Annotated in this window: 12 protein-coding genes; all 12 read left to right on the forward strand. The window is 71.9% G+C overall.

Annotated features, from left to right (window positions below):
- Positions 1–11: 11 nt before the first annotated feature.
- From ACNQFN_RS13435 to ACNQFN_RS13490, 12 genes are read left to right on the forward strand one after another with little or no spacing between them, the layout of a single operon-like run.
- Positions 12–1,727: a phage tail sheath family protein gene (locus ACNQFN_RS13435; RefSeq protein ID WP_418646756.1), complete on the forward strand. Its 1,716-nt coding sequence runs from the start codon at positions 12–14 to the stop codon at positions 1,725–1,727.
- A gap of 18 nt (positions 1,728–1,745) precedes the next feature.
- Entirely contained in the window at positions 1,746–2,204 is a 459-nt protein-coding gene (locus tag ACNQFN_RS13440) for a phage tail protein (protein WP_068636653.1), read from the forward strand.
- Between the two features lie 4 nt (positions 2,205–2,208).
- Entirely contained in the window at positions 2,209–3,819 is a 1,611-nt protein-coding gene (locus ACNQFN_RS13445) for a hypothetical protein (RefSeq protein ID WP_068636654.1), read from the forward strand.
- Positions 3,812–4,273 carry a phage tail protein gene (locus ACNQFN_RS13450; protein ID WP_068636655.1) on the forward strand — a complete coding sequence of 154 codons (462 nt, stop codon included), beginning with the start codon at positions 3,812–3,814 and terminating at the stop codon, positions 4,271–4,273. Before ACNQFN_RS13445 ends, ACNQFN_RS13450 begins: the two co-directional genes overlap by 8 nt.
- A gap of 11 nt (positions 4,274–4,284) precedes the next feature.
- On the forward strand, positions 4,285–4,974 hold the full coding sequence (locus ACNQFN_RS13455; protein ID WP_418646757.1) for a hypothetical protein: 690 nt from the start codon (positions 4,285–4,287) through the stop codon (positions 4,972–4,974).
- The gene (locus ACNQFN_RS13460) at positions 4,971–5,138 is read left to right on the forward strand and encodes a hypothetical protein (RefSeq protein WP_418646758.1); all 168 of its coding nucleotides are present in this window, start codon (positions 4,971–4,973) and stop codon (positions 5,136–5,138) included. The genes ACNQFN_RS13455 and ACNQFN_RS13460 overlap by 4 nt, the downstream gene beginning before the upstream one ends.
- On the forward strand, positions 5,125–6,174 hold the full coding sequence (locus ACNQFN_RS13465; RefSeq protein WP_418646759.1) for a phage late control D family protein: 1,050 nt from the start codon (positions 5,125–5,127) through the stop codon (positions 6,172–6,174). The genes ACNQFN_RS13460 and ACNQFN_RS13465 overlap by 14 nt, the downstream gene beginning before the upstream one ends.
- Positions 6,171–6,812 (forward strand): phage baseplate assembly protein V, encoded by a 642-nt coding sequence (locus ACNQFN_RS13470; RefSeq protein ID WP_418646760.1) that lies wholly within the window; start codon positions 6,171–6,173, stop codon positions 6,810–6,812. Before ACNQFN_RS13465 ends, ACNQFN_RS13470 begins: the two co-directional genes overlap by 4 nt.
- Positions 6,806–8,461 carry a hypothetical protein gene (locus tag ACNQFN_RS13475; protein ID WP_418646761.1) on the forward strand — a complete coding sequence of 552 codons (1,656 nt, stop codon included), beginning with the start codon at positions 6,806–6,808 and terminating at the stop codon, positions 8,459–8,461. The genes ACNQFN_RS13470 and ACNQFN_RS13475 overlap by 7 nt, the downstream gene beginning before the upstream one ends.
- Positions 8,458–8,853: a GPW/gp25 family protein gene (locus ACNQFN_RS13480; protein WP_068636659.1), complete on the forward strand. Its 396-nt coding sequence runs from the start codon at positions 8,458–8,460 to the stop codon at positions 8,851–8,853. The genes ACNQFN_RS13475 and ACNQFN_RS13480 overlap by 4 nt, the downstream gene beginning before the upstream one ends.
- A gap of 41 nt (positions 8,854–8,894) precedes the next feature.
- Positions 8,895–11,087, forward strand: coding sequence for a putative baseplate assembly protein (locus ACNQFN_RS13485; RefSeq protein WP_418646762.1), 2,193 nt, complete (start codon positions 8,895–8,897; stop codon positions 11,085–11,087).
- Between the two features lie 10 nt (positions 11,088–11,097).
- Positions 11,098–13,572 carry a phage tail protein gene (locus ACNQFN_RS13490; RefSeq protein WP_068636661.1) on the forward strand — a complete coding sequence of 825 codons (2,475 nt, stop codon included), beginning with the start codon at positions 11,098–11,100 and terminating at the stop codon, positions 13,570–13,572.
- Positions 13,573–13,586 lie beyond the last annotated feature (14 nt).

Below are 13,586 nucleotides of genomic sequence, written 5' to 3' on the forward strand. Positions count from 1 at the left end.
GGAGAAGCGACATGCCCGAGTACCTTGCACCTGGCGTCTTCGTCGAGGAGACGAGTTTCCGCAACAAGTCCATCGAGGGCGTCGGCACCAGCGTCGCGGCGCTGGTCGGGCCGACCCGCAGCGGCCCGCTGCGCGGCCTGCCGGAAGTGCTGACCAGCTATGCGGAGTTCGAGCGCATCTACGGCGACGCGCAGGATCTGGCCATCGGCACGGCTGGCGCCGCGGTGCCCAATTACACCGCGCATGCGGCGCGGGCCTTCTTCGACAACGGCGGCAAGCAGCTTTTCGTCGTGCGCGTGGCGGCCGACGGAACCCAGCCCAGGGCCGCAAGCACCCGCCAGAACGCGGATGACACGGAAGATGTCGACGACACGGAAACCCCCGAACCTCCTGAGCCACCTGAGCCTCCCGAGCCGCCCGAAGACGCCGAGGACACCGACGACGCGGAAAGCGCGGCAGGCATCGTGAGCTTCTTCAGCCGCTTCCCCGGCAAGGCCGGCGAATACACGCTGGAGCTGCGCTGGCGCGACACCGCCCGGCGCCACTTCGATCTGGACGTGCGCAGCGGCGGCAAGGATGGCGAAGTCATATACACCTACGGGGAACTGTCCATCGCCCCTGACGGCCCCGGCAGTCTTGCCGCGGCTCTTCCGGCCGAGCCCGAGCGCCGTGCCGAAGCGCTGAGTTCGCCGATCGCAGCCTCCATCGAGCCGGCGGACGCAAGCGAGGAACAGATCCGGAGCGCCTTGATCGCGCTGTGCGATTCCGCCGCCATCACCCCCCCGGCCACGTCGCTCGATGGCCCACGCTACCTGATCACGCTCGCAGGCGGTTCGGACGGCGGCGAGCCCACGGCCATCGACTACGCCGGCAAGACCGACGAAGTCAGGGGCAGCACCGGCCTGAAGGCGCTCGAAGACATCGAGGACGTGTCCATCGTCATGACGCCCGCCGCGGCCGCCTCCCCCGAGGACGTGCACAAGGCCGTCGTGCTGGAAGTGCAGAAGCATTGCCGCCGCATGCGCTATCGCATCGGCGTCGTCGATTCGCGCAAGGACCAGAGCATCGGCGAAGTGCGCGCCTTCGCCGGCAACTTCGACGACTCCCGCCTCGCCCTCTACTACCCCTGGGTCGTCACCCCCGATCCGGCCGGCACGCGGCGCGACATCGCCGTGCCGCCTTCGGGCTTCATCGCCGGCATCTACGCGCGCACCGACGTGGACCGCGGCGTGCACAAGGCGCCGGCCAACGAGGTCGTGCTCGGCGCGCTGCGCTTCGACCAGCAGATCAACGCCTTCCAGCAGGAGCTGCTCAACCCCAACGGCATCAACGTGCTGCGCTCCTTCGCCGGGCGCGGCCACCGCGTGTGGGGCGGGCGCACGCTGGCCAGCGATCCCGAATGGAAGTACGTGAATGTGCGGCGCTACTTCCTCTACCTGGAACGCTCGATCGAGAAATCCACCCAGTGGGCCGTGTTCGAGCCGAACGGCGAGGCGCTGTGGGCCAACATCCGCTCCAGCGTCGAGGACTTCCTGTTCTCCGAATGGCGCAACGGCCGGCTGCTCGGCGGCACGCCCAAGGAAGCCTATTTCGTGCGCTGCGACCGCTCGACGATGACGCAGAACGACATCGACAACGGCCGCATGGTGTGCCTCGTCGGCGTCGCCGCGCTGAAGCCCGCCGAATTCGTGATCTTCCGCATCGGCCAGAAGACCGCCGACGCCTGAAAACCGGAGAACAGAGTCATGGCCACTTTCCGTGAAACCCCCTACTCGGCGTTCAATTTCCTCGTCGATCTCGAACCCGGCCAGGGCAGCGAGGTGCGCGCCGGCTTCTCCGAAGTGTCGGGCCTCAATGCCGAAGTCACGATCGCCGAATACCGCGCCGGCAACGACCGCGTGAACTACGTGCGCAAGGTGCCGGGCATCCACAAGGCCGGCGACGTCACCCTCAAGCGCGGCGTGATCGGCGCGCAGAACCTCTACGAGTGGCTGGAGCTGGGCCGTACCGGGAAGATTTCCGAAGCCAAGCGCGACATCGCCATCAAGCTGCAGTCCGAGGACCGCAGCGAAACCGTGCTGACCTGGAAGCTGCGCGGCGCGATCCCGATCAAATGGACAGGGCCGACGCTGACCGCCAAGGGCGGCGGCGACGTCGCCATCGAGGAACTGGTGCTGTCGGTCGAGACCATCGAACAGGAATGAAGCCGTGCTGCTCGCCGACCGCCGCATCGAACTGGACGCCCGCCCCGAACCGGGGCGGCTCGCGCCCGTCGAAGTCGTGATGATCGGCCACTGCCCGTCGCCCGACGGCGGCGCGCAGTGGCAGCGGCTCGCGCGCGACGCCGTCGTGCTGGCGGACATCGAGGCGCTGGGCTTCGCCAGGCAGGTCGAGCGGCTGCGCCAGCTCTTCGACGAACCGGAACTGGCCGCTGCGGACGATGCCGACCTGCTCGCGCTGTACCGGCTGCCGATCCCGATCCGCTCGCTCGGCCATTTCCAGGCCCTGTTCCCGTTCGCCTTCGATACCGGCACCGGCTATCGCAGCACCCTTGCCGGGCGCACGGCCTGGCTGCCGCTGGCGGTGCAGGACTTCTTCGCCGGCGGCGGCCCCAGCAATGCCGATGCCGGCATACCCGACACCCGCACGCTGTGGATCATCCGCGTGCCCGAGCGCGACGGCATCCACGCCTTCCTGCCGCGCCCCGGCGCCGACCTGGCCGGGCCGGACACGCTGGGCGCCTTCGAGCACGCGCTGCTGGTGCCGCGCGCCGGCATCGTCGCGCTGCCCGACCTGGAACGCCTGCTGGTGCCCGCCGCGCTGCCCGACGTGCCGCGCCTGCGGCTCGCCAATCCCGCCCCCGTGTTCCTGCCCTGCGGCACCGAGATCGACGACACCCACCGCGAACGCCGCAACCCGGACGAGATGCCGGCCGCGGGCGAAACCGCCGACGCCTACCGGATCGTCGCCGGCATCGCGCGCACGCTGGCGCGGCTGCGGCCGGACCTGCAGTGCCTGCTCGCGCTGCCGCTCGACTCGCGGCCCGAGGACGAACTGCCCGCGCCTGCGGCCGCATTCCTCGATCGGCTGCGCGGCAGGCCCGCCCCCGACGCGACGGACGACGAGAACGTGAAAGACGGCGCGGAGTTCCGCCGGCTGCGCCACCTGCAGTTCGTCTGGCCCTATCTGCGCGGCGACGACCGCGCACTCGGTTCGCCCTGCGGGCTCGTCGCCGGCATGCAGGCGCGCGTCGCCCAGCGCTTCGGCGCCTGGCGCTCGATCGGCGGACGCCCGCTGCCCGGCATGCTGCAGCCCTGGCCGCCGGTCACGCAGCAGCGCGCGGCCGATCTGCGGGACGACCCGGGCGTCACGGTGCTGCTGATGCGCGCCGGAAAACTGCAGGTGGACGACGAAGCGCTGTGCGCGCCCTGCCTGCCCGCTGCCGACCTCGACCGCATGAACGCCGCCACCCGCGCCCTGGGCCACTGGTACTCGGCCGAGGCGATGCGCTTCATGGGCTGGCTGCGGCGCGAACTGCGCACGCTGGGCGAACGGCTGGCGTTCGACGTCGATCCGCGCGATCCGCGGGTGGAGATCGCGCTGCACGCCTTCTTCGGCCGGCTGCATGCGGCCGGCGCGCTGCGCGGCGCGAGCCCAGAGGACGCCTGCCGCATCCGGCAACTGCCGCAGGCCGAATCGACGCTCGCGTTCGAGATCGAAGCCGCCCTCGCCTATCCGCTGGACCGGATACGCATCACCTTCCTGCAGGACCGCCACGCCAGCGGGGCGGACACACGCATCGAGGCGCTCGATGGCTGAGCATGCCGAATTCATCCCTTTCCGCTTCCACGTCGCGCTGTACGACGGCGAGGGCGGCAGCCTGCTGTGCGAAGGCGCCTTCAGCGAAGTCAGCGGGCTGGAAGCGACGATGGCGCCGAAGGCACTGAAGGAAGGCGGGCGCAACTGGGGCGAAGTGCAGCTCGCCGGCCCGACGACCTTCGCCCCCATCGTCCTCAAGCGCGGCATCACCGCGGTCGCCGACCTGTGGCGCTGGTTCGACGTCTCCACCCGGCAGGCCAACCACGCGCTGCGCATGAACGGCACCATCGACGTGTTCCACCCCGAAAGGCCGGACGCGCCGCTGCTGCGCTGGCGCATCACCAACGCGCTGCCGACCAGGTTCAAGGGCCCGGATCTCTCCTCGACCGCCAGCCAGGTCGCCATCGAGGAGCTGCAGCTCGTGCATGAAGGCCTGGAACTGGAACACGTCTGAGGAGACCGCCCATGCCCGCCATGCAGATCGCCCGCGCCAAGCTGATCCCGATGAACGGCGATCAGGTCGAGACCGACGAGAGCAAGCACATCGACGTGCAGTTCAACCCGGCGACGCTGCGCGTGACGCTGTCGAACACGCTGAAGGCCGACAACAAGGGCGGCAGCGGCGCGGCGGCGCAGTATGTGGACAAGAGCGAATCCACGCTCGCGGTGGAACTGGTGTTCGACACCAGCGTCACCGCCGCACTGGGCACGGACAAGCGCGAGACGGTGGCCGCCAACACCGATGTCCGCACGCTCACCAAGCGCATCGCCGAAGCCTTCATGAAACCGCAGGATGCCGAATCGGAGCGCCCCAAGGCGCCCACGCGCTGCCGCTTCCAGTGGGGCAGCTTCCAGTTCACCGGCATGCTGTCGAGCTATTCCGAGACGCTCGACTTCTTCGCCCCGGAAGGCATTCCGCTGCGCGCGACGCTGGCGCTGACCTTCAAGGAAGACCGCTACCAGTTCGCGCTCGACCCGTCGGTGCAGGCCGCCGCCCGTCCCGGCTTCGCGGCCGGCGGCCAGAGCGCCGCGGGCGCGGCGCAAGCGGCCGGACGGAACCCGCGCGACTGGCGCGGCGTGGCCGACCTCAACGCCCTCGACAACCCGCGCTTCGCATCGCCGGGCGCGCTGCTGATTCCATTCGGAGGCCGATGATGCCGGTGATCATCGACGAGCTGCTGGCCGAGATCCAGCCCGAACCGAACCCCGCGCAGGGTACGGGCGCCGACGCCCGCCCGCCCGAAGGCCAGCCGGGCGAAACGCTGTTCGATCTGCTCGCCATCGCACGCGAGCGGGAGGCCCGCCTTGTCATCGACTGATACTGCCCTCGTCAGCGCCCGTCCGCGCCTCAGCATCGACGGCAGCGTGCTCGCCGCGCTGGGCCAGGCGGCGGCCGCGCTGTCGGTGCATCTGCCGGCCAGCGGCATGGCGAGCGCCGAACTGCGGCTGATCAACTGGCTGCCGAACAGCAGCGGCACGGCGGATTTCGGCTTCCAGGACCTGCGCCTGGGCAGCCGGCTGGACATCGTGCTCGGCGAGACCGCGCGCAGCGCCATCTTCTCCGGCGACATCACCGCGCTGGAAGAGCGCTACGGCGACGGCGCGCCCCAGCTCGTGATCCTCGCCGAGGACGCCCTGCACAAGCTCGCGCGCAGCCGCGCCAGCCGCGTGTTCGAGAACCAGGGCCTGGACGCGGTCGTGCGCGCGATCGCCAGCGATGCCGGCCTGCAGGCCGACGTCAGCATCGACGCCGGCAGCGCCGACTGGCTGCAGCACAACGAAAGCCATCTCGCCTTCCTGCTGCGCATGCTGGGGCCGCACGACATTCCGCTGCGCCTGCAGGACGGCCGCCTGCGCGCGCGCGCCGAAGAGGCCGACGCCAGCCCGGTGCATCTCGACCCCGGCACCAACGCCCGCCGCGTCCGCATCATCGCCGACCTCAACCGCCAGCCGCGCGAAGTGCTGGCCGACGGCTACAACCTGGCCGACGATGCCGCGGCCAGCGGCAGCAGTGCCGCGCTCGCCCCCGCGCCCTCCGGCCGCACCGCCGCGGCGACGCTGGCCGAGCTCGGCTGGGACGGCCGCTCGCCGCGCGCCCACCCTTTCCCACGCTCGCAGGCCGAGGCCGATTCCCTCGCCCGCGGCGCCTTCCGCCGCGACGCCCAACGCTTCCTGCACGGCGAGATCGTGTGCACCGGCACGCCGGAACTGCGTGCCGGGCGCGAAGTGGAGCTGGCCGGCGTGTCGCCGCGGCTGGCCGGCCGCTACCGCGTCACCGAATGCTGGCACCACTTCGACAACACCCAGGGCCTGTCCACCCGGCTGCGCGTCGAACGTCCGGACTGGAATCCATGAGCACACATCACAGCCCCGGCTCCCTGCACGAGCTGCACCTCGGTGTGGTGCTCGACAACGCCGACCCGGAACAGCGCGGCCGCGTCAAGCTGCGCCTGCCGGCAAGCGGCCTGGAAACCTGGGCGGCGGTGATGGTGCCGGGCGCCGGCAGCGGCTACGGCGTCAGCCTGCTGCCGCGCGTAAACGAACAGGTCGTCGTCGCCTTCGTCAGCCCGGACCTGCCCATCGTGCTCGGCGCGGTGTGGAGCGGCGGCGGCAGCCAGCCGGGCGACGCCGAGCCGGTGGAAGAACGCTACTTCATCCAGAGCCCGGCCGGCATCAAGGTGCTGCTGGACGACCAGGAACCCAGGGTCCGCATCGAAACGCCGGCCGGCAACCACCTCACGATCACCGACCAGGGCGGCGGCAGGATCACGGTCGAGCAAGGCGGCGAAAAGGTCGAGATGTCGCCCGGCAGCATCAAGGTGAGCAGCGCCGGCGAGGTCAAGATCGAGGCCGCGCAGCTCACGGTGTCGGCCGGCATGGTCAAGGTCGACGCCGGACTGAGCAAGTTTTCCGGCGTCGTGCAGTGCGACACCCTGATCAGCAACTCTGTGGTGTCGGCGAGCTACACGCCGGGAGCGGGGAACATATGGTGACCACCGTCGAAGACGCGCTGCTGGCCGAACAGGCCCGGCGCGCACCGAAATTCTCCGGCAGCGCGGGCACGCACGCGCCGCGCGTGGCCGCGCCCTTCTTCGCCGGCGCCGGCGACGGCCCGACGCTGCACCGCTATCTGGACGACGATTTCGTCGCCCGCTTCCTCGACGACGCCCGCGCCGGCCGCCTGGCCGGCATGGCGGCACAGCCCTGGTTCGGCGCCGACCGCTTCGGCCGCTTCAAGAACGAGCCGACGCTGCGCCTGCCGATGCACCGCAGTTTCTACGTCGTCTGCGCCGAAGTGCGGTGCATCGCGCCCGGCGCGCCGGCCTTCGACCCGAACAAGATCCTCGGCGCCGGCATGGTCGTGCGCCGCATGCCCGCCGACGGCCCGCCACAGCGCTGGATGATCGCCGACGGCCAGCCGCTGGGTTGGCGCGGCGGCCCGATCCCGGATCACGACCCGGACGACGTGCACCGCCTCACCGCCCGCGGCCTGCTGCCGCAGCGCTTCCCCGAGCCGCCCTATTCGGGCGAAGAGGTCACGCCGCTGCACCCGCTGCTGGTGCGCCGCCGCGACGCCCGCGGCATCGTGCGCAGCCACACGCTGCTGTGGGGCTACCTGCCGCTCGGCGGCAGCGCGCGCGAAGCCGCCGACACGCCGCTGCCGCAGGCCAGCGGCGACCAGGCGCCCGACTTCGGCCTCGAACACGCCTGGCCGCTCGGCAGCCGGGGGGAGAAGGCGTGGAGCGCAGACGACGGGCAGCTCGTCACGAACGGCATCGCGACCGCCGGCTTCATCGAACTGCTGCAGACGCTGATCGCGCAGTTTCAGGTTCACGACGCCGCCGACGCCGACAACGCCGGACTGCGCGCGCTGCTCGGCAGCTTGCGCTTCCACACGCTGGAATGGCGCATCGTCGACGACAGCCTGATATCTCGGCCCGTTCAGGTGTCCGGCGAGACGGTACTCGCATGGCTGGACCGGAGTGCGCCAGGCCTGATCACGCTCTTCGCACGGATTGCCCGCCACGACGCCATACCCGGCTCGGCTGCCCTGCCCGCCGGCGGCAACCAGACGCGCAACGACCATCTCGCCATCTCCGAACAGCAGGCCGCCGACCTGCGCAGCCTCGTCGCGCTGCGCCTGGCCCGCGCCCAGGTGCGCTTCGACGACGGCCTGGCGCTGCCGCGCTACGGCCAGACCGACGGCGACCGCTTCGTCGCCCTGCCCTTCGTGCGCTGGGCCGACGACTGCGGCTGCGAGCGCGTCGCCTGGGGGCCGGCGAGCCGGATGTTCCGCGTCGCCTCGCCCTTCGACCCGGAGGCGCAGCGCCCGACCACGATCGTGCTGCCTTCGCTCGACGACTTCAAACGCGGCCTGCCGCGCGGCGTCGCGCTGCTCACATCGAAATCGCTCGCCGACGTGATGCGCAGGATCCAGCCCGGCATCGACATGAAGGAAGGCGGCCCGGGCAACCGTTCGGGCAGTTGCTGGAGCTTCGGCTTCAGCCTGCCGGCGATCACGCTGTGCGCGATGCTGCTGCTGATGGTCGTCATCAACCTGCTGAATCTCTTTCTCGGCTGGCTGCCATGGGTCTTCATCGCCCTGCCCCGGCTGTGCCTGAAAGCGCTGAAAGGAAAATGAAGATGCCGACGCCGGAATCCCTGCTGACGAGCTTCCCGCTGCTGAGCGGCCTCGGCGCCGACGGCCGCCCCGCGTGGCGCCGCGGCAACGCCAGCGTGCGCGAAGTGATGCTCAACATCCTGCTGACGGGGCCGGGCGAGCGGCTGATGCGCCCGGAGTTCGGCGCCGGCATCCGCAACTTCATCCACTACCCCAACAACGAAACCACGCGCGCCCTGATCGCGGACGCCGCCCGGCGCGCGCTGGCGCGCTGGGAGCCGCGCGTCGGCATCGACGAGGTGCGCGTCGTACCCGACGGCGAACGCCTCTCCCACGTCACTCTGGAAGTGCGCTACCGGCTGCTGGCCGACGGCCGCCGCGAGACCTTCGCGCTCGCACTGGAACTGGGCTGAGGCAGATGAAGACCACGACGCAATGACAGGGAGCCGAACACATGCCGCATCCCACACACTTTCCCGTTCCGGACCTCGACGACCGCCGCTTCGACGAGCTCGTCGCCGAGCTGCAGGCCCGCCTCGCCCGCCACGTGCCGGAAATGGCGCCGCTGGCGCCGGGCGACCCGGTCTACGCGCTGGTCGATCTGTTCGCCTGGCTCACCGAGACCATCATCTACCGCGCCAACCAGATTCCGGAGCGCCAGCGCCGCGCCTTCCTGAACCTGCTGCAGATTCCGCTGCGCCCCGCCCGCCCGGCCGCCGGCATCGTCAGCATCGATGCCGCCAACCGCGCGCTGCCGCCGCTGCTCGCCGCCGAATCGCTGCTCAAGGCCGGCAGCACGAGCTTTTCCACCGTCGGCGAAGTCCAGCCCACGCCGCTCGCGCTGCACATCCTCGTCAAGCACACGCTGGACGACGCCGCGCTCGCCGCCGAAGGCATCAGCCTCGAACAATTGCGCGCCCAGTACGGCGTCGAACCCGCCGCCTTCCGCCCGCTGACGCTGGTGCCGGGGCGCGACGCGCTGAGCACCGCCGGTACGCGCGACGGCGCCTTCCATCTCGCCATCGCGCTCGCCAAACCCGCTTTCATCGCCCAGGCCGATTTGCTGCGGCGCGATCTGGCCGGCATCGTGCTCAACGTCGGCCTCGCGCCGCTGACGGAACTCGAAGGCCAGCTCGCCACCGGCCTGCGCCCGCGCAAGCTGGACTGGGAGCTCGCCTGGTGGCCCGACCCTGACGGCGCGCCCGGCAGCGTGCGCTACCTGCCGCTCGAAGTCGTCGGCGACAGCTCGGCGGGCGGGCGCCGCACCGGCGTCGCGCGCCTGCGCCTGCCGCGCAACGCCGAACTGCTGCGCGCCGCCAGCGCACTCGATCCGCAGTTCGCCGGCCTCGGCGACACGCCGCCGGAAGCCCCCGCCGAGCTGCGCCCCGGCCAGTTGCTGTTCTGGCTGCGCCTGTCCTGCGCCGACGAAGCGGCGCTGAGCCTGGGCTACATCGGCCTCAATGCGGTCGACGTCATCGGCCAGGGCATCGCGCGCGACGTGATGCTCGGCGCCGGCAACGGGCGCCCCGACCAGCGCTTCGAACTGCCGCACGCGGACGTGGACGCCGCCAGCGTGCAGGTCGACGTCGAACACCTGCGCGCCTTCCAGCCGTGGACGCAGGTGGCGCATTTCGCCGGCAGCGGGCCGGACGACACCGTCTTCACCGTCGATGCGGCCAGCGCCAGCGTGCATTTCGGCGACGGCATACGCGGCAAGCGCCCGCCCGCCAACGCACGCATCCGCGCCGCCTTCTACCGCCATGGCGGCGGCAGCGGCGGCAACCTGCCGGCCGGCAGCATCAAGGAAATCCACGGCGGCGGCACCCGCCTGGCGCTGCGCCACGAATGGCCGACGCGCGGCGGCGTCGATGCCGAGACGCTGGACGAGGCCGAACGCCGCATCCCCGCCTTCCTCGGCCACCGCGACCGCGCCGTCACCGCCGAGGACTACGGCGTGCTCGCGCGCGACAACCCGATCAATCCGGTGGCGCGCGCCGAAGCGGTCGCCGGCTTCTTCCCCGGCGCCAGCCTGAAGGCGGTGCGCCGCGGCGTGCCGGGCGTGGTCGGCGTATTCGTGCTGCCGCCCGCGCCGCAGGCGCTGGCCGCCGCGCCGCGGCCCAAGGCCGGGCTGCTGACCGATGTGTACGACTACCTGTCGGCGCGCTGCATGCTCGGCACCGAGCTGTACGTGCTGTCGCCGCAGTTCGTGCCGGTCGCCGTCGCGCTGTCGCTCGAGGTCGTCGATCCGGCCACCGAGCAGCAGGTGCATGCCGAAGTCGAGCGCGCGCTGCTGCGCTACCTGTGGGCGCTGCCGCCAGGCGGCCCGCGCGCTGCCGGCTGGCCGCGCGGCAAGGCGGTCGAGATCAACGAACTGCGCACGCAGGCCGGGCGGGTCGAGGGCGTCGAGGCCGTCAACGCGCTGCGCCTGTTCTACCAGGACCCGCAGCAGGACGCGCCGGCCTGGCTGGAACTCAGCGGCGCGCAGGCGCTGCCGCTGCTGGACTTCCAGCTTCCCGAGCTGATGGCGGTCGCGATCCGTCCGGGCGAGGACCGCCCCGCGCCGCCGCGCGGCTTCGGCCCCGGCGCGCCGGCGCCGGACGGCGGCAGCCGGGCGGTGCCGGTCCCGGTCATTCCCGACCTCTGCTGAGGACACGGCGATGAACAGCAACGGCACGCGCTTCCTGCTCCTCGACGGCGCCGCGGATTTCCGCAATGCGAGCCGCCAGTGCGCGTGGGATGCCGAGCAGCGCGCATTCACGCTGACGCGCCAGGACGGCGCGAGGATTCCGCAGCTGCCGCCGGCGCGCGCGCGCGACATCCATGCCGCGGCGACACCGTGGATGATCGACGACCACGGCCAGCTCGGCCGCCTGTCGGACGACGGCCTGCGCCTCGAATGCGCGCTCGCCTGGCCGCCGGCGCAGAGGCAGCCAGCTCAGTGGCAGCCAGTACTCGCCGCGCTCGACGACGCCGAAACCGGCGCACCCGACCTCGAATCCCTGCTGCTGGACCCGGTCGACGCCCCGCACGGCCGCTTCACCGACCTCGCCTTCGGCGGCAGCGGCGTGGTCGCGCTGCCGTGGAGCGACGGCGGCACGGCGCACGGCCTCACTGCCGTGCATCTGCGCCGCCGCTGGCAGACGCACTGCATGCTGGCGTTCGCGCCGCGGCACGCCTGCGTCGAAGCGGCGAGCGGCGCCGACCGCGTCTGGCTGCTCGGCGAGACGCGGCTCGGGCTCGCCGCCGGCGCCCCGCTGCCGCGGCGCTACGCCGGCCGTCCGGAACGTTTCGAGCCGCTGCAGGCCAACCCCGATCCGCTGCGCCTGCTGTGGGACGTGGCGCTGCCGCCGCACCGCGGCCTGCTGGGCCTGGCCGCCGACGGCGAACGCCTCTACATCCTCGCCGAACGTCCGGACAGCACCGACGATGCGCCGCTGATGCAGGTCTTCAGCCGTCCGCTCGCCGCCGGCCCCGCCGCCGCCTTCCGCATCCATCGCCTGCCGGCCGGGCTGCCGCTCGCCACCGACATCGCCGCGCCGGGCGCGGGCCGTTTCCTGCTGCTGATGCCGTTCGAGGAAGGCGAGCAGCATGGCCGGCGGCGCGACTGCCCGCTCTTCGCGCTGGCGGACGACGGCGAGGAAAGCAGCGAAAGCAGCGCACAAGAAGCCCGCGCCGAAGCCGTGCCCGAGCGCTGGCCGCGCCGCTCGGAAGCCGCGCTGCCCGCGGCGGCGCGCTTCGTCCGTCGCCGCGACGGCCATCCCTGCACACTCACCAAGGACGGCCCGATCCGCCTCTACCGCCTCGCCCAGGCCCACTTCGCGCCATCCGGCACGGTGACGCTGAGCGAGATGCTCGATTCGGCGATGCCCGACACGCTGTGGGACCGGCTCTATCTCGACGCCTGCATCCCGCCCGGCTGCCGCATCGACATTGCCGTCCAGGCCGGCGACGATCGCGCCCGGCTGCCGGCGGAGTGGATCGAACAGCCGCAGGCGGTGCGGAATCCGCAGCCGTCCGAGCTGCCGTTCGCGCCCGGCCGCGCGCCGCCCGACGATCCCCATGCCGGCCTGTACGAAGTGCTGCTCCAGCGCGGCACCGGCGCGGTGCGCGAAGTGCGCGGCCGCTACCTGCGGCTGCGCCTCACGCTGCACGGCGACGGCCGCCACAGCCCGGCGATCTTCGCGCTGCGGGTGTATTACCCGCGCTTTTCGTGGCAGACGCACTATCTGCCGGACCACTTCCAGCAGCAGGAACGCCCGCAGCCCACGAATGCCGACGAGGTGGCGGACGGGGTGCCGGCCAACGGCGCGGACCTGCGCGAACGCCTGCTGGCGAGTTTCGAGGGCGTACTGACGCCGCTCGAGGACCGCATCGCCGCCAGCGAAATCCTCGTCGATCCGGCGGCGGCGCCGGCCGCGCACCTGCCCTGGCTGGCGCATGTCCTCGGCACCGCCCTGCCCGGCCACTGGCCCGAGGCCCGCCGCCGCCGCTGGCTCGCATCCCAGGGCGCGCTGCAGCAGACGCACGGCAGCTATCGCGGGCTGCTGCTGGCGCTCGACATCCTGACCGACGGCGCGGTCGCGCGCGGCGCGGTGATCCCGGTCGAGCACTTCCGCCTGCGCCGCACGATGGCGACCCTCCTCGGCATCGACATGGACGACCGCGGCCATCCGCTGACGCTGGGCACCGGGCAGTCGGGCAACAGCATCGTCGGCGACAGCCTGATCCTGTCGGACGACATGGCGCGCGAGTTCCTCGCCCTGTTCGCGCCGGAAGTGGCCGAACGCCAGGGCGAAGCGGCGGTGGTCGAGCGCTTCTTCGACGAAGCCTCGCGGCGCCTGACGGTGATCCTGCACGGCCCGGCGCGCGGCCTGCAGGCGGTGGTGCGCGATGCGCTGCCGGCGCTGGTGCCGGCGACCGTGCAATGGGCCGTCCGCAGCAGCGAGCACCCCTTCGTGCTCGGCCTGTCGCCGCTGCTCGGCATCGACACCTGGCTGGAAACCCGGCCGCCGTCCGGCCGCGTCGTGCTCGAGCGCACGCGCCTGGGCCGCGGCGATCTGCTGCACAACCCTGTGGCGCTCGACCCCGAGCATGCGGTGGCCGTCGGGGCGGGCGCCGGTGACGGACCGTAAAGGACCAGAAAGGA

Source organism: Thauera butanivorans, from assembly GCF_048398245.1.
Lineage (GTDB): Bacteria > Pseudomonadota > Gammaproteobacteria > Burkholderiales > Rhodocyclaceae > Thauera > Thauera butanivorans.

What these genes read in the sequence shown, in the direction of transcription:
- ACNQFN_RS13435 (WP_418646756.1), top strand. Translation starts at nt 12, where the DNA reads ATGCCCGAGTACCTTGCACCTGGCGTCTTCGTCGAGGAGACGAGTTTC.
- ACNQFN_RS13440 (WP_068636653.1), top strand. Translation starts at nt 1,746, where the DNA reads ATGGCCACTTTCCGTGAAACCCCCTACTCGGCGTTCAATTTCCTCGTC.
- ACNQFN_RS13450 (WP_068636655.1), top strand. Translation starts at nt 3,812, where the DNA reads ATGGCTGAGCATGCCGAATTCATCCCTTTCCGCTTCCACGTCGCGCTG.
- ACNQFN_RS13455 (WP_418646757.1), top strand. Translation starts at nt 4,285, where the DNA reads ATGCCCGCCATGCAGATCGCCCGCGCCAAGCTGATCCCGATGAACGGC.
- ACNQFN_RS13460 (WP_418646758.1), top strand. Translation starts at nt 4,971, where the DNA reads ATGATGCCGGTGATCATCGACGAGCTGCTGGCCGAGATCCAGCCCGAA.
- ACNQFN_RS13470 (WP_418646760.1), top strand. Translation starts at nt 6,171, where the DNA reads ATGAGCACACATCACAGCCCCGGCTCCCTGCACGAGCTGCACCTCGGT.
- ACNQFN_RS13475 (WP_418646761.1), top strand. Translation starts at nt 6,806, where the DNA reads ATGGTGACCACCGTCGAAGACGCGCTGCTGGCCGAACAGGCCCGGCGC.
- ACNQFN_RS13480 (WP_068636659.1), top strand. Translation starts at nt 8,458, where the DNA reads ATGAAGATGCCGACGCCGGAATCCCTGCTGACGAGCTTCCCGCTGCTG.
- ACNQFN_RS13485 (WP_418646762.1), top strand. Translation starts at nt 8,895, where the DNA reads ATGCCGCATCCCACACACTTTCCCGTTCCGGACCTCGACGACCGCCGC.
- ACNQFN_RS13490 (WP_068636661.1), top strand. Translation starts at nt 11,098, where the DNA reads ATGAACAGCAACGGCACGCGCTTCCTGCTCCTCGACGGCGCCGCGGAT.